Raw genomic sequence first — 16,031 nt, forward strand, 5'->3', positions numbered from 1 at the left:
CCGTCTTTTTCAGGTGAGCGAAGTTTGTCTTTTCTTACTTAACACAAAACTCTCCAGCTCGTCGGCTGTGAGGGGTTTGGCAAAGTAGTAGCCTTGATAGTATTCGCAATTCAGTTCATTCAGCAAGGCTACCTGCTCTGCGGTTTCCACGCCTTCGGCCACCACCGCTATGCCCAGTTGTTTGGCGATATTCAGTACGCCTTCTACCAACACTCTGTCGGTCTCGTTGTGCTGGAACGCGTGTACAAAGGTTTTATCCAGTTTGAGGTATTTCACCGGGAAGTATTTAAGGTAAGCCAACGAAGAATACCCCGTGCCAAAGTCATCGATGGCCAGCTCTATACCCATCGCCGTAAATTGCCTCAGGGCTTTCTCTGCGCTTTGTGGATCAACCATTAATGCGCGTTCGGTAAGCTCAATAATGATGTTTTCGCCGCATAGGCCAACGGCGTGTAATTTATTGCGGATTTGGCTTATGGATAATTCCGCGTCCACCAGCTCATAAGCCGATTTATTCAACGACACCTGAAAGTCCATGCCAAACAATCCTGTCCACTTCACCAGCTTCTCTAACGCCGTATCCATTACCCAGGCATCCAAATCCCGGATCAGGCCATATTTTTCTGCTAGCGGAATAAAGGTATCCGGTGGGACAAACCCCAATTGGGGATGATTCCAGCGCACCAGCACTTCTACTTTCTTCACTTCCTGTGTGGTGGCGTTTACCTGGGGCTGAAACCGCAGTTCCAGAGCATTGTGAGCAATAGCATCACGCAGTTCTTTCACCATCGAGTTGTCTTGCTGGATCGACGTTTCAATTACACCAGAGTAAAACTCAAAGGTGTCCTTGCCTTTACTTTTTGCACTGTACATGGCGTGATCAGCCCGGCTGATCAACGTTTGGCAGCTTCGTCCATCTTCGGGGAAAATCGCAATACCGATACTGGCCGTTAGCGAAATGTCCACATCATCAATAACGTCTATACTGTGGATAGCACCGATGATATTTTCTATGGTGACCTGTATATGCTTAATGGTTTCAAATCCCATCATGCATACAACAAACTCATCGCCCCCCAGGCGGCCTACTTCATCAGAACTGCGCACCGCTTTTCGCAGCTTTTCCGCCACAGCAATAAGCAAACGGTCGCCGAAGTCGTGGCCGAATTTGTCGTTATAGGCCTTAAACCCATCCAAATCGAGGTACAGCAATGCGAACTTGCGCTGTCTGACAATGGAAAGCTGCACCAGTTCTTCTATACAGGCGGTCATGCCAGTACGGTTAAATAAGTTGGTTAGGCTGTCGTAGTTGGCAAGCCGCCACACCACTTTTTCCTGTTCAATTTCGTAAGACACATCGCGCACTATTTTCGATACGCCGGTGATGTTTTTGGCTTTATCCCGAATGGGCGACAAGGTAACCGACACAAACACGCGGTTGCCGCTTTTGGTAAGACGCGTGGTTCTGAAGTGCCTTATGGATTTGCCGGCCAACAAACTCTTCATTAGTTTGTCTTCTTCGGCCAATCGCTCCTCCGGAAATAACATGACAATATTTTGCCCTACCGCTTCCGCTTCGGTGTATCCAAACAGGCGCTCTGCTGCTTTGTTCCAGGTGGTAATGCGACCATCCAGGCTCTTACTGATAATGGCGTCTTCCGACGATTCAATAAGGGCCTGAAACTGCAGTAACTGGTGCTCAGACAGTACCTGCCGAGTGACATCACGGGCAATTTTTGAAGCGCCAATCACCCGGCCTTCCAGATTTTTTATAGGTGACACAGTTACCGACAAATCAATAAGATCACCATTTTTATGTAGCCGTTGTGTTCTGAAATGATCAACGGTTTCACCCTGCGCCACTTTGTTAATAATGACTTTTTCTTCTGCCAGGCGGTCCTCGGGGAACAACTTCAAAATGCTTTCGCCTATCATCTCAATGGCCGTGTATCCGAAGATTTTTTCGGCGCTTTTGTTCCAGCTTTCCACAATGCCATCCAGGGTTTTACCCACAATAGCGTCGTCGGAATTTTGCACTATGGATTCAAAATGAATGGCTTTGCGATGCAATGACATGTGCTCGGTGACATCGCGAGCAATGATAGACGCACCCATGATGCGGTGTTTGTGATCGTAAATAGGTGAAATCGTAACGGAAACGTCGATTGTTCTGCCGCACTTGTGAATGCGCGCGGTACGAAAATGCTCAATGGTGTTGCCACTGCGTATGGCATCCAAAATACGATCTTCTTCGTGAAGCAATGCTTGTGGAAACAGCACCAGCATTTTCTGGCCAAGCATTTCGGCCTCGGTATAACCAAAAATGCGTTCTGCAGCCGCATTCCAACTGGTTACAGTGCCATCCAGCGTTTTACTGATAATGGCATCAGAAGAAGAGCTAACCAGTGCTTTAAAATGATCTAACGAATGCGATTTCAATACCTGCACCTCTTAAAAAAGGTACGCGAAGACTGCCTCTGGGCTTATAGATCATCGCTAACCGTCCTTGTAGCTTAGACACGCAGAATAACGTAAACCACTGAAGGTCAGAAGGTTGCTGGTCTCATAATATCAATTATGCATACCACAACGGCTTACCTTTGTTTATTAGGTTTAGTCTATACATTGTTGTATGGCAACCCTGTGCCAGTGGTTGAGGTTAAATTGCTCGCTTCAAACTCCTAGCTGCTGCATACGCTAACGCAGCAGCCACCGTTAATATAGCCGCACTCACAGCAAAGGTGGGCACATAGCCACTCATATCGAACAACAGCCCACCCAGCGTTGAGCCAAGCGCAATAGACAGCTGAATAACAGCCACCAGTAAGCCTCCACCCGCTTCGGCATCGTTGGGTAGGTTGTGGGTGAGCCAGGCCCACCAGCCAACAGGCGCGGCAGTAGCAATAAAGCCCCATATCGCCAGCAGTATCACCACAGGAATGAACGCTCCCTGCATACTAATAATCAGTACAGCCACCAAAGCCATTAGCACCGGTATGACAACCAGCGTGTTATTCACGCTTTTTGCCAGCACGCGATTCACCAACGACGTGCCTACAAAACCGGCTGCCCCCATAATGAGTAAAATGGTAGAAATGGTTTGAACGCTTGCCCCCAGGGCAGATTCAAGAAATGGCCTAAGATAGGTATACAATACAAATTGCCCCATGAAAAACGTGCCCACAGCCAGCGAGCCAATAAACACGTGGCGGCGGGAAAGTAATCCAATAACCTGGAGTGCAGGATTGCCTTTATGGGCGGATGGCTCTGCTGGCATAAGCGGTAAGCTTCGCCACTGCCAGGCGAACGCAATCACAGACAAGGGCACCAGGCAAAAGAACGCGCCCCGCCAGCCCATTACTGCGCCCAAATACGCGCCGAGCGGCGCCGCTACAATCAAGGCCAGTGCATTGCCACCATTAAAAATGGCCAGCGCACGGGGTACTTTGTGCGCTGACACTAAACGCATAGCGGCTGCCGCCGACATCGACCAAAAGCCGCCAACCACGACGCCGATTAATGCCCGACCCAGCATATACGTAAAATAGTTACCCGACAGCGCAATTACTGCGCCCGACACGCCCATTAGCGCTGTCATGCCAAGCAATAGATACTTGCGATCTAATCCACCGGCAATCACCGGAATAAATAAACTGGTTATCACGGCCAACGCGCCAGAAATCGCAATGCCTTGCCCAACCAGACCTTCAGATACCGTAAAAGCACTGGCAATGGGGGTAAGCAAACTCACCGGCATAAACTCAGAGGCAATCAAAGCAAATACGCAGAGCGACATTGCAAATACACCGCTCCAATAGGCGGGTTGCAGTGTTTCAGGCTGCTCATCTACTGGCGTGTCGAGACTTGGTTGGTGTGATTGCATGATTACCTCTTGGGGTGGAATGAAGACCGATTCGCAGCACCACAGGCTGAAGCAAACGATCATCGCTTGCTTCCAACACATAGAGGTACTGAACTGTGTACTAACGGATATGAGTTAAACGAGGGAGCTGTTTTTTCGTACCTGAGCTAAATCGGCCCGAGGCGGCACACCAAACATCCGACGGTACTCCCGGCTGAATTGCGACGGGCTTTCATATCCCACCTCAAAGGCAGCAGTAGAGGCATCGCACTGACTGTTCATCATCAGGCGTTTAGCTTCATTTAGCCGCAGCCATTTTTGATACTGCAACGGGCTCATACCGGTAAGCTGCCGGAAATGCAGATGAAACGTAGGCTGGCTCATACTCGCCATGCTTGCCAGTGTTTCTACCCGCACCATGGAATTAAAATGCTGTTTCAGCCAGTTAATGGCTTTCGATACCCGGAATGCCTGACTGTCGAATGACGCTATGTGCATCAGCATGGCGGCTTTGTCGCTTTGTAACAGCCGAAAGTGAATTTCACGCTTCAGCATAGGCGCCATCACGTCAATAGCATCAGGCTCTTCCAACAACTCCACTAAACGAGTAAGCGGCGAGAACAACTTTGGCGTCATGGTGCCTAAGCTTGCGCTTATACCTTTCACAGCGCCGTCATCCACTACCGGCGTATTTACCTGAGACACCAGATCGGCCAGCAATCGGAAATCCAGTTTTAGCACCAATCCCACGCAGGGGGCATCCGGGCTGGCTTCAATTACTTGCGAACTGGCAGGTAAATCGACCGAGTTCACGATAAACGTGCTGGTGTCATAGGGATAGGCAGCCCCGCCCGCCACCATTTGTTTTCGGCCCTGAGCCACTAACACAATACTGGGCTCTACCAGGCAAAAAGCGGGATCAGATGGTTGATTACGGCGAAACAACAGTAACCCCGGGATAGCGGTTCCGATATCCCCTTCATCGGCCTGCAGCCGAGTAAGCGTGGCGGCCATGGATTGTTGTAAACTCTGTAATACCATTGTGATACCTTACCCGTTTTATCTTAAGTACAGCCTTTCGTTCTAAGGGTAGTGAACAGGTGACTATTCTGCCTGCTTTTCTGCCTTAACATCCGCACCGTATTCGGCGTCGGAGACCTTTTCTTTCCACACAACGTTTTCACCGTTTTTCACGCCGGTGAGTACCAGGTGCTTCATTCGGGCGTCGGGTGTCGCACCGTGCCAGTGATCGATATCCGGCGGGCACCACAGTGCTTCGCCAGGACCAAATTCCAGTACCTTACCGTCGCGCGTACCGGTACGGGCGATACCGGTCATCACTATCATGTGCTGTCCGGCAGGATGCGAGTGCCATGCGGTGCGAGCCCCTGCTTCAAAGGTTACATAAGCGCCAGAGTAAGCCGCTGTTTCATTGGGTGGAAACAGCATTTCTACTTCTACCTTACCGGTAAAGTACGCTTCCGGGCCGGTAAAAAATTGGTGCGCGCTAACGGGATAATGAATTTGAGAAGCAAGCATATCTTCCGCTGAAGCTGCCGTAGCAGCGCCCGATAATGCGGTAGCGACACCGCCCGCTAACACACTGCCTAACACACGATTTTGCTTAGTCACAATACTCTCCGTAAGTGGCACTGTATTAAAGAATACTGGTTGCGCCATTTCGTATGTGTACAGACTAATCCGGCACACAGGTAGGGGGTTAGAACGATCGTCTTGGCTACTTGCCTATTTCTATTAACCCGGCTTGGATTAGCCAAACGCGGCCAAATCACGCCGGGTAAATTCAATATCGGCACAGAGTGACTTTTGGCACATTTGCCAGCGTGTAAATAGCGATAGGCTGTGAACTCATTATTCAGGATGGGAGCAATCAAATGGAAAAAAGCCAGGCAATCAGCACAGCGGTAATTTTAACTGCATTTACCTTAGCTATCTTCGCTACCAAGGCAATACAGCCGCAGGTAGAGGCAACCGTAATTCGCTACGCCGTACCTTATATTTGCTGGCTAGTTGCCATGCTGATAGCAGGCGTTTTGCTAAAACACCGCAAACATTACATAGGTGCAATTGGGCTGATGAACCAGCCACTATCCGGCATTGCTGCTGGCCTGCTGTTTTCACTGCCAATGGGGGTTGGGCTGGCTGTGTTTTTTGAGTTTTCCGCGCCGTCGATTACGGCATTGGTTACCAAAAGCCTGATCCCCGGCTTCTTTGAGGAACTCTTCTTTCGGGGCTTTCTGGTGGGCTTACTCATTGCAATGGCAGGTTGGCGCTTTGTGTCTGCGGCATTAATAGGCGCGGTTATTTTTGGTTTAGGGCACTGGTTTCAGGGCGCAACCCTTGTGCAAGCAGCCACCGCGTCACTGTTTACGGCCATTGGAGGCCTGTGGTTTGCCTGGTTGTTTTATCGCTGGGGCCATAACCTGTGGATCGTGATCACGCTGCATACGCTTATGAATGCTTATTGGTTGCTCTGGCAGGTAGATTCCACGGCTATTGGCAACCAAATGGCCAACCTTTGCAGGATGGCCACTATTTTACTGAGTATTGCGGGCACCGAATGGTATGTTCGTCGGTACAAACGCGTTACTGCCAGCCAGTAACCTGTTTAATGGCCTGGGTTAACAACGCTGCATTACTCAGATGCTGATTTACTCTGGGATGCTGACCATAACCGTTAAACGGAAATACCAGCGTAGACAGCTTGTCGTCGCCCTGGTTAGTTAAGTTTTCTACCGCGGCTTCAACATAGCCCGGCCAGGGCGAACCGGCTTTAGTGGCATCCATACTGCCCAGCGCACAAATGATCTGCGCATTGGGGTATTTGGCGCGAATGGTGCTCACAAACGCCTGATACGCCGCAATGATTTGCGACTTGGTAGGCTTTGGCGAGATTCGCTTGGGATCGGGCACCAGCCAGCTGTCGTTCTGCATCAGGTTGATCACTACAACCTGAGGTGTCCAGGTACTGAAGTCCCACTGGGAATCGTTGTTACCCACCGCGCTTAACTGATCGTAAAACTGCGGCATGATAAAATTAAACCAGCTCACCATAATGCCAATGCCGCTTTGCGAGATGGTGTGCAACTCAGCATCGAGTGCTCTGGCCGCAATGGCTCCGTAACTAACATAGTGGTTTTTATCGCGCGGCAGGCTGTCTCCGGCGTTATAAGGCGCTACGTTGCCCATACCGCTTGAAATCGAATCACCGTAGATTTCGATGCGGCGCGTGGGTTTGGTAGGAGGCGCTAATAACGTGGCCTCGTCATCTATACGAATACCCAGAAAATGCGAGCCGCCTTCTTCGCCCTCGGTGCGCTTGTAAATTTCCACCGAGTGTTCACCCGCGCCAAGGGTATTACTGATCCAATACTCGTGTTCGCCTTGCTTGGCCTCAATCACAAACGGAAAGCTGTCGTTGCCGTCTACAATTACATTAAAGTAATTCTTGCCGTTATCGTCTTTTAGCGTTACCGACAGCGACTCACCCGTGAAGCGTGCCTTCACCGACGAACCAGGCCAGCTTAAATACGGTGCACTGGCGTTAGCAAAATCGATACGCCCGGTATACACATACCCCGCGTCATTGGCCGGTACCACGCTGGCATATGCCGTAACGCTTACTTGCAGGCAGGCTAACAGCCCAAACGCAATTACCCTTTTTAACATCCTTGCACTCACTGTTTGCTCACTTTTATTCATGTTGCCGTTATTTGCCACTATATTGCGATAGCCGAAAAATCTTATCCTGCGGCTTCACTTAAGTACACCAAAGGCGCTACGTATGCAGCGCCCTTTTGGTGTTTTGTACCTATTGTGAATGTCTGCCTGCCAGTTTTAGCGCTGCGTTCACGGTAAACAGGTACGACGCGCCCAGGTCGATCACGTATTCGTTTTCACCCCACAGGAACGGCCAGTTCTCCATGTTTTCTGGCAAATCCGGTTGCAGAATCAATACCCCAGGCACAATGGCGCCGCTAATAAATGAGTAATCCGCCCGGTTCATACCGTAAGCCACCTTCTTCGACACTGTGCCTACGTTCGACACAAACGAGATGTCGGAATCGGGGTGTGTGCCGTATAAATAATCCAGTGAACGGTAAATCAAATCGCTGCTGAACAAATCAGGGTACGCCTGATGCAAATAGTACTGGGTGACTGCCATGTCGAGCACCGTGCCGTTACCCGCCCAGCCGTATTCGGTGATCACCACGCCAAACGGATTTTTGCTGGTTGCCACCTCAAGCTTGGGTTTGTAGGCCTCAGCCGCCGCACGAATGCGTTGCTGATAGGCGTTGTTCATAAACGGCAGTGCGCGGATAGCCAGTACCGCACTGCTACCGAAATGCTCCTCAATGTGTGGCAACAAGGCGTTTACCGCTTGCTGATACTGGATGTCGCCAGTGGTAATTAACAACTCCACTGCGGCTTTGAGCTTTTCTTCTTCCAAACCGCCGCCGGTGGTGTTACCTACACGGAACAAATCGGGCTGCTTGTCGGCTTCGGTTGCCCAAGCGGCGATGGCCGTATCCAGACTCTCTTTTGCCAGTGCCGGTTTGTAACCTTGCAGCGTACGACTGGCTGCCGCCAACGCTGCCATTGAACCGTAGTTAAGCGGTGTGGATTTAGAGGTAAACGCCCAGCGGTCGTCGAATACACCGCTTTCAATGCCGTTGGACTCGGTATCTGCCATCGACGCGTTATAAATCAGGTTGTCGGTCATGGTTAAGCCATCACCCAAGTGGGTGTATTGGCTGATATCCGGCACAATAATGCCCGGAATGGCATGCCCAACCGCCTTGAACTGCGCCAGCAATGCCAGTGTGCCATGCTCGATTTGTTGCAGCAGATCAGGTTTGCCATCGGGCACGTGAATATCTACATATTTGCGGTCGTAATCCACCAGCGTGGTGTCGCGGCTGATGCCAAATTCCTCAAACGCCTGCACTAAAAAGCGCACCGTGCGGTACTGGGTTTGGGTACGAATATCGTAGTCACCCGCGTCGTACCAGCCGCCCACGTTTAATCCGGGAATATGTTCGCCGGGTTTGTACTGGGTATCGGTGGTGGGGCCCTGAGCGTAGAGGTCGAAATGTTCGTGATTCACCGGCGCTTGCAGGGCGTCATCCAGGTGCGAAGCACCGTGCCACACGCGATACGCCTCGTTAATTAACACGTGATCCATTTGTACCGGGAAATAGTGATCCAACGTAGGGTGCCAGGCGGCATCCAGCACATGCTCAGCAATGGGGAACGACGCGGTAGTAGTGCCCTTGTACCGCAACTGGTATAAACCCGGCTCAGTGACATCGGTAAAATCAAACGTGGCGTACTGGTAACGGGTGTAGTTTTCCACCTTCCCGGGCGACTGCTTTTTCACCACCGTTTTGGTGCCATCGGCATTCACTTTTAGCAGCTCTGCCACACCATTTACCGGCGCGCGTTTGTCTAATTCAATCACTGCGCGTTTGGTTTGACCGGGTAAATACCCTACCTGCGAATGGGCAATCATAGGATTGCGCAACCAGGCATCGTTAGTACTGGCGGTAATGCGCCAGGTGAGCAACTCGCCTTGTTTATTGGCTGGTAACACGCCGCGCACCACGTACCAGCCGTTCTGTGCTTTTGCTCTGCCGTCGTAAAGCGTTAGCGGCACCGACGATTCAATGGAAACCCGCTTGGTATCACTTTCAGGGGCCAGCACCAGTTGCTTAGCGGAAGCGAGTGGCACCGGTTCATGTTGGCCAATCACTTCTTTTACCCCGGTAGGATACAGCGGAAACGTGCCGGGTTTGCCATCGGCCAAAAAACTGGTTTCCATGTAATTAGCCGGCAGAAGCTCCATATTAAAGCCCGCTTTACCCACCAGCTCAGCAGGCACTGCACGCGGCGACGACAGGGTAATTTCCACGCCATTTTCAATGGGGGTGGCGCTTATAGTGTAAGTAAAGTCGTGCTCCGGATACGACAACGTAGCGCTAATAGTATGGGTGTTACTGTTAACCTTGCGCTCTACAAAAGTAGGGATAGGATCCCACTGCTCAGGCGTAGCGCTCAAACGCACATCGCCGTTGGTAGCAATGCGCTCACCAAAGTGAATAAGCTCTACCCCACTGATTTTAGAATCGCCGAATAACCCGTTGTACCAGTTGCTGAACACCACAATGTCGAGGCTAGGCTGAGAAAAATAGGCTTTATCGTTAAGTGCTGGCACAGCAGCAGAGGTAATAAGGGGCGCAGCTACCAGCGCACTGGCAATCGCAGAATAGAGAACAGACTTGATCACACAAACACTCCCGTAGTTTTGTTAACAGAAGGTTATCAACTCAAGTTGCGAAAGAAATTATGATATTAAATTATGGGGTTGTTGTTTTGGGTGAGATGTTATTTCAGGCGAGACAACCGTTTTGATGTGCTGCAAGCAACGCATAAATCTGTTTTATTCTATATTTAGTATATTTTAATTTTATACGTATTTTTGAATAAAATTGCTTTATACAGATTTCGGTATAAACTCAATTTATACAATAAAGTGTATAAGAGATTGATGTGAAGATTAACACCCCGACAGATCTAAGTGCCGTTATCAAAGACAGCAGAAAGTCCAAAGGCTGGACGCAAGCTAACTTAGCTAAACGTATCGGCGTTTATCAAAGGGATATTTCTAATTGTGAAACAAAGCCTGAAAAAGTCTCTGTCGAGATGCTCATCAAACTCTGCGCGGCATTAGACTTAGAATTCAATATCGGTAATCAGCCCAATAATGAAGTGTCTGCAACGGCCGCGCCCCTCGCCAGGAAATCACTGAGATTCTAATGGGACGAAAATCACATACCCGCACACTCTACTGCTCCATGAACGGATTTCCGGTAGGCGAGTTACGTTTAAAAAAGGGGCGCATGAGTTTTACATACTCCCCTGATTGGTTAGCGGTAGACGGCAGCCGTGCTATATCTCTTAGCTTACCTATGCAAAGAGCCGAGATAACCGGGGATGCTGTGCATGCTTATTTTGACAATTTACTGCCCGATACAACCGCCATCCGAGAGCATATAAAAGACCGCTTGGGCGCAGAGAGTACCAACCCCTTCGACTTACTCGCCAAGGTGGGAAAAGACTGCGTTGGAGCGCTTACATTCACACAAGCGCCTGCCACAGGAGACATGCCAGCGCTCTCACTTACACCATTGTGTGAGGGCGAAATCGCACAAATTATCAGAGAGACCCGCATCGAAAACATGTTAGGGATGAACTCAGACGATGATTTCAGAATTTCTCTGGCTGGCGCCCAGGAAAAAACCGCGCTCACCCTGTGGGAAGGCAACTGGTACCGTCCACAGGGCGCAACGCCAACCACGCATATATTCAAACCACCCATTCTTCGTCACGAAAGCTTAGGAATAGACCTGTCCTCGAGCGTAGACAACGAGTGGTTTTGCCAAACGCTAATGAAAAACTTAGGTTTAAACACAGCACATTGTGACATTGCGCAATTTGAAGATCAGAAAGTGCTAATAGTGGAGCGCTTTGATCGCCGGGTTGAGGAAGACGCCATTTTCCGACTTCCCCAGGAAGACATGTGTCAGGCATTAGGGAAAATAAGTGGTTCAAAGTACGAAGAAAACGGTGGCCCGGGTTCCGCGCAAATTATGGCGTTGCTGTCTGGCTCGCGAAACGCCTATGAAGACAGGCTCGAATTTTTGCGGGCGCAAATTGTATTCTGGTTACTTGCGGCAATTGATGGGCATGCAAAGAACGTTAGCATAGCGCTCAATCAGGATGGTTATCGACTCGCGCCCTTCTACGATGTGTTAAGCGCTTATCCTTATTTGGGTGCGGGTAACATTCAGGCGAAAAAGATAAAGATGGCCATGAAAGTTCACAGCAAGAATACGCACTACAAATGGCATGACATTATGCCGCGACACTGGCTGGAGCACGGTAAAAAGCAAGGCATAGATGAAGAGCAAACAATCGCCATTCTAACCTCTTTAGACAACCAGTTAGAAATAGCGCTACATGCCACCCTCAAGCAGGCAAATACGCTTTTTGACGTGGCGGAGGGAGAGATCATTACCGAACGCACACTCACCTGCTTGCGCAAAATCACGACCTTTCTGAAAGCATAGCAGCGCCTGGCTATTACAGGTGTTGACTCACATAAGCAAATGCCGTTTCAAAGGCTGATTTCTGGAAACCTTTTAAACCCGTTTCGCTAAATTCGATGTACATACGGCTGTCTTTTAATGCCGTTTTGATGTCGGTAGGCGGCATTACAATAACCTGCACCCCGTTTAGCAACTCCAGCGCAGCTTCTAATTTAAAACCAATAGCACCACCCGCAAACTTGCCCTTCATAGGGCGCTGGCGAATAACGATGGTTTCTATTTTGTAGTCCTGCACCAGCTGCGCGAAAGACTTCTGGAAATATTTAAGTTCATGGGCGGTAGCGGCTTTTTGCAAGCTCAGTTTACGGGTACGGCAATCAGGAAGCTGAATCAGGTCATTTTCCAAATTCAGTAAGGCAATGTTGGCATCATTCCCCGCCAGTTCTACACCACATACACGCATTGCAAAGCTCCACCTTTTAAAAAACAGCTTGGAGTATATAGGATTTAGCGGGGTTGCGGGTTGGTTTTTGTGGTCACCATCGCTTTACCTTAAGCTTTAGTTAGTCTGGTCACCATTTCTTTAATGCAGTTGTAATATATCTCTTTAATCATTCTAATTTCACCGCCCTTGCCTGGGTGTGCTGGCGCATCTTGCACCTGTTGCATCAAAGGAATTGCTTCCTGTTCAATTTTGCCAATAAGACGGTCCAGCTCACGTTTTGCTAACTTAGTTGGCAATTGCAATTCTTCGGCAAAAGCCAGGATGTTTGGTACGGTAAGTTGGCCAAGATATTGTGCGTCACCCATTTGTTGAGACAATTGATGGTCCATATGTTTATGTGGCGCTTCATAAATCGCGGTAGACAATAAGTCATAGTGCGGCGTCATTACCACATCCTCTTTGTTGATAAAGAATGATAGATTTTTAAGGTGAGCGTCTCCGTTACCTACCAGCGCATTAAACAGTGCCCATCGAAATATATCTATTTTGGTTCGAGCCTTCATTCGCGTGAGCTCAGCCAACTTGTTCAAACTCCCGGCATTACTGTTGGGATATTTCATATGCGGACCCAAATTCAGTAATTGGCAGCCATCCAATACATGGCGACGATGTTGGTGTGGATACTCACCTGCGCGATCAAATCGCTCTATAAGGTATACAGGCTCAGGAAGATAGCGTATATCAACTGGAGGTACTTCCAGCCCACATAAACCGGCCAACGTCATTACAAACCATTCGTTTCTAACAGTATGGTAGTAAACCTCCGGAGAAGAATGTTGAGGTTTGAGTATATGAGTAGACGGAAAGAATCCTGAAGGCTCCAGCAGCTCACCATGTCGGTAAATCACCAGCATTTTGTGCTGCGCACCAGCCACCGACATTCTTTTTCGCTCAGCACGATTAAGTGGTACCTGCGGCAGGTTAAGTATGCGCTGATTGACTTCCTCATAAGTTAACTTATGCACAGTGCCTGGCGCTACTTCCTCGCCCTCAGGCATTAATGTAATAGCGCCTGCGGATTCTGCACCAGCTTCCTTAAGCAACTGAAACGCATCTTCAACAGGCACCTTTACGTGTCTTGCCAACAATTCCCGCGCTTTTTCTTCAGGCAGTAAGTTATCAAAGAACCACTGCACGGGACGAAATGAACTGCCGTCGATCTGCTTCCCTGCTTCTAAAGTGATATGCGGAGAGAGCGGATGACGATGCTGACTTGTCAGCCAGCCGGTAGTGTATTCAAATGCCCAGATATTATTTTCATCGGTTAACTTACCTACCTGCGTTTTATCAATGTACACGTCCAGAGCGCGCTTCACAGGTTGGCCTCATCTATTATTTTAGCTAATTGCTGCTGTTGCTTGGGGGTAAGCGACGCTTCATCAACTGGTATATCAATGGTGACTTTTATACCCAACGTTGAGAGCACACGAAGGACACGACCAAGTTCAACAGTTTGTTTACCGTTTTCAAATTCACTGAGAAAAGTAATGCCATTCTCAGACATCGAGGCCGCAGCAAATTGGTCCAACCCCTGCACTTTTCTTGTTAATTGTGCAGCTTTACCTAGTTGCTTGGTGTTGTTGATTGAAAATATCACGTTTGCACCCAATAAATTTATGCGTTCGCGGTTACTTTATGATAGCAGATAGGATATTTCAATCTTATTTATGCGTTCGCGGTTAAATTGACATTCATCTGACTAAATAATCCAAAATTTATGCGATCGCGGTTATTTTACTTCTGGATAATGTATGTTCAGGTTAACTAAACGCTAACTTTGAAATATTTATTACCATTCTTCGAGCTGCTGAAAATCTTTTAGCCTGTCCCGCTGAATGGACATTGCTTCAAATACATCAGAAAAGCTTCTGTTACTGGCAGGTAGATTAGGCAGAGCAAGATTAGCCTGAATGAAAAACTCATCCGCACTATCAACCCAGCCCTGTTGCCACCAGGCTGTTATGATGTGCCGGTTCTGTTGCAGTCGGGCAGAACTGGGCAACTTATCTGATTTTTTGGTGTTTAGCAGTGTTTTGGTTGGCAGCAAGTTCCATAAGTCATTATTCGGCCAGCGGGAAAATGGCATGGCATGATCGATAGCATAGCCCTCTGCCACCAGCTTTTTCCCCGACCAGCAACAGCTGACACTTTCATTCTCAAGCAAAGTATTAACCCGGTTTCTCACTCGCGCTGTTGTTCTGCGCGGATCTTCCCAAGTTAATGCTTTAAGCAGATCAGATTGAGAAAATGGCATCGCATTACTCACCGTGTAGGTTCGCATCAATGCTGCCCATTCATTTACCAGTGAGGGTTCAATCCAAACACTGAATCTGGCCAACGAATCCCATATATTTACCGGAATATAAAAGCGTCCAAATGACTCCAGAAAGTCGGCATCAATAATTACACTGCCAGTAGGTTTAGTGGTGCGTTTACTCTCAACATGAAAAACGCCATCTTTAGTGCCGGGAAGCGTAATATAACGCACTGGCATATCCCTGATTGTAACCGTAACGTCTTTCAGGGTCTGATAAACCGCGCTGGCAATATCGTTATTGTGATACATAGCACCGATATAAAAATCGTTGGCAGCAAAAGAGCGAAGTGCTTGCCAACCGCCCTCTTTCACAAAACCCAACCCTTTCGTTTTATTGCTACTTTGCGGAATTTGAAAGTGATCGACCAAGGGCTTAAATAGCTTAATCCAGTAAAGCGAAACTAGGCCAACTGGCAACACTACGTGTTCCTTTGTGCGTTCAAGAACCGCCCCGGGATGACCTTCCGCAATTCTCAACAAGGCGCGCAACAAGCCCACTTTGTACGTAGAAGATTTACTGTCGTTTACGATGATATTTCTAAGCAGTGGAAATGCACCCGAACCATCATCCGGTAGGGCAAGTATTACCGTTTGCCAGTAAACATCATCACGCCCCAATTCGTCTGCATTGGCTTGTTCACTGAGCAGCCGAAATGAAAGGCCGAATTTACGTGCAAAACCAGACAGCTCGTCTGCCGAAACAGGATACATGGTTCGCTCATCGTGGCTAGCACCATGACGCAACGAAATAACCATTTTCCCGTTTGCCTTTAACAGGGTGCTAAGTTTACGGATACACCGCTCCCGTTCAGAAGGCGCAATATGCATCCAGACTGCACTAAGCAAGATCAGATCAAACTTGGTTTGCAGGCTGAACACCTGATTAAGCTCTGGCAGTTTGTCGTTCAGCCAATGTATTGGCTGATCAACCACATATTGCTGGGCGCGTTCACGAATGCCATCGGCCGGTTCAACCGCAACAACACTTAACCCTTTGGCAGCAAGAAAACGCGCATCGCGCCCCGAACCAGCGCCAATATCCAGCACAAATCCTTTTTCGGGAATTTCCGATAACCAATCGCGATGTACTTTTTCAAACTCTACGCTGTTATATTGATTAGTGAGTTTTTCGGCATGAGTTGAATAGTATTTGATGTTTTCGGACAAAGGGCCTGCTTCCTTGCTAGTTTGAGCAAAACAATCCGGATAAATTTCACT

Annotated in this window: 13 protein-coding genes; 3 read left to right on the forward strand and 10 right to left on the reverse strand. The window is 48.8% G+C overall.

Features of this window, described 5'->3' with window-relative positions; genetic code table 11:
• Nucleotides 1-9 precede the first annotated feature (9 nt).
• From ACLR2L_RS00400 to ACLR2L_RS00415, 4 genes are all read right to left on the reverse strand, one after another.
• The gene (locus ACLR2L_RS00400; RefSeq protein ID WP_413364700.1) at nucleotides 10-2,439 is read right to left on the reverse strand and encodes a PAS domain S-box protein; all 2,430 of its coding nucleotides are present in this window, start codon (nucleotides 2,437-2,439) and stop codon (nucleotides 10-12) included.
• Nucleotides 2,440-2,659: 220 nt separating this feature from the next.
• Entirely contained in the window at nucleotides 2,660-3,883 is a 1,224-nt protein-coding gene (locus ACLR2L_RS00405; RefSeq protein ID WP_413364702.1) for an MFS transporter, read from the reverse strand.
• 114 nt (nucleotides 3,884-3,997) lie between these two features.
• Complete coding sequence (locus ACLR2L_RS00410; protein WP_140960758.1) at nucleotides 3,998-4,903, reverse strand: AraC family transcriptional regulator; 906 nt, start codon at nucleotides 4,901-4,903, stop codon at nucleotides 3,998-4,000.
• Nucleotides 4,904-4,966: 63 nt separating this feature from the next.
• A complete protein-coding gene (locus ACLR2L_RS00415; RefSeq protein WP_413364704.1) occupies nucleotides 4,967-5,494 on the reverse strand; it encodes a cupin domain-containing protein in 528 nt (175 codons plus the stop codon).
• A 263-nt stretch (nucleotides 5,495-5,757) separates the two neighbouring features.
• Between ACLR2L_RS00415 and ACLR2L_RS00420 the strand changes: the two genes are divergently transcribed.
• A complete protein-coding gene (locus ACLR2L_RS00420; RefSeq protein ID WP_413364706.1) occupies nucleotides 5,758-6,486 on the forward strand; it encodes a CPBP family intramembrane glutamic endopeptidase in 729 nt (242 codons plus the stop codon).
• On the opposite strand, the gene ACLR2L_RS00425 is transcribed toward ACLR2L_RS00420, so the two are convergent.
• Together ACLR2L_RS00425 and ACLR2L_RS00430 are read right to left on the reverse strand one after the other, a co-directional pair.
• On the reverse strand, nucleotides 6,470-7,552 hold the full coding sequence (locus tag ACLR2L_RS00425; protein ID WP_413364708.1) for a GDSL-type esterase/lipase family protein: 1,083 nt from the start codon (nucleotides 7,550-7,552) through the stop codon (nucleotides 6,470-6,472). The two genes, ACLR2L_RS00420 and ACLR2L_RS00425, sit on opposite strands and share 17 nt — an antisense overlap.
• A gap of 142 nt (nucleotides 7,553-7,694) precedes the next feature.
• Complete coding sequence (locus ACLR2L_RS00430; protein ID WP_413364711.1) at nucleotides 7,695-10,169, reverse strand: glycoside hydrolase family 9 protein; 2,475 nt, start codon at nucleotides 10,167-10,169, stop codon at nucleotides 7,695-7,697.
• A 263-nt stretch (nucleotides 10,170-10,432) separates the two neighbouring features.
• Between ACLR2L_RS00430 and ACLR2L_RS00435 the strand changes: the two genes are divergently transcribed.
• Together ACLR2L_RS00435 and ACLR2L_RS00440 are read left to right on the forward strand one after the other, a co-directional pair.
• Nucleotides 10,433-10,699: a helix-turn-helix domain-containing protein gene (locus ACLR2L_RS00435; RefSeq protein ID WP_413364713.1), complete on the forward strand. Its 267-nt coding sequence runs from the start codon at nucleotides 10,433-10,435 to the stop codon at nucleotides 10,697-10,699.
• Nucleotides 10,699-12,012: a type II toxin-antitoxin system HipA family toxin gene (locus ACLR2L_RS00440; RefSeq protein ID WP_413364716.1), complete on the forward strand. Its 1,314-nt coding sequence runs from the start codon at nucleotides 10,699-10,701 to the stop codon at nucleotides 12,010-12,012. The genes ACLR2L_RS00435 and ACLR2L_RS00440 overlap by 1 nt, the downstream gene beginning before the upstream one ends.
• A 13-nt stretch (nucleotides 12,013-12,025) precedes the next feature.
• Here ACLR2L_RS00440 and ACLR2L_RS00445 read toward each other — a convergent pair whose 3' ends face one another.
• The 4 genes from ACLR2L_RS00445 to ACLR2L_RS00460 all read right to left on the reverse strand — a co-directional run bounded on the left by ACLR2L_RS00445 (nucleotide 12,026) and on the right by ACLR2L_RS00460 (nucleotide 15,980).
• Nucleotides 12,026-12,454, reverse strand: a complete 429-nt coding sequence (locus tag ACLR2L_RS00445; RefSeq protein WP_413364718.1) for a DUF3010 family protein — start codon at nucleotides 12,452-12,454, stop codon at nucleotides 12,026-12,028.
• A gap of 89 nt (nucleotides 12,455-12,543) precedes the next feature.
• Nucleotides 12,544-13,812 (reverse strand): HipA domain-containing protein, encoded by a 1,269-nt coding sequence (locus tag ACLR2L_RS00450; protein WP_155013290.1) that lies wholly within the window; start codon nucleotides 13,810-13,812, stop codon nucleotides 12,544-12,546.
• Complete coding sequence (locus ACLR2L_RS00455; protein ID WP_370243237.1) at nucleotides 13,809-14,093, reverse strand: transcriptional regulator; 285 nt, start codon at nucleotides 14,091-14,093, stop codon at nucleotides 13,809-13,811. Before ACLR2L_RS00455 ends, ACLR2L_RS00450 begins: the two co-directional genes overlap by 4 nt.
• A gap of 192 nt (nucleotides 14,094-14,285) precedes the next feature.
• Entirely contained in the window at nucleotides 14,286-15,980 is a 1,695-nt protein-coding gene (locus ACLR2L_RS00460) for a methyltransferase domain-containing protein (RefSeq protein WP_413364721.1), read from the reverse strand.
• Nucleotides 15,981-16,031 lie beyond the last annotated feature (51 nt).

The sequence above is a fragment of the Alteromonas sp. AMM-1 genome, from assembly GCF_047290655.1.
Taxonomy (GTDB): domain Bacteria; phylum Pseudomonadota; class Gammaproteobacteria; order Enterobacterales; family Alteromonadaceae; genus Alteromonas; species Alteromonas mangrovi.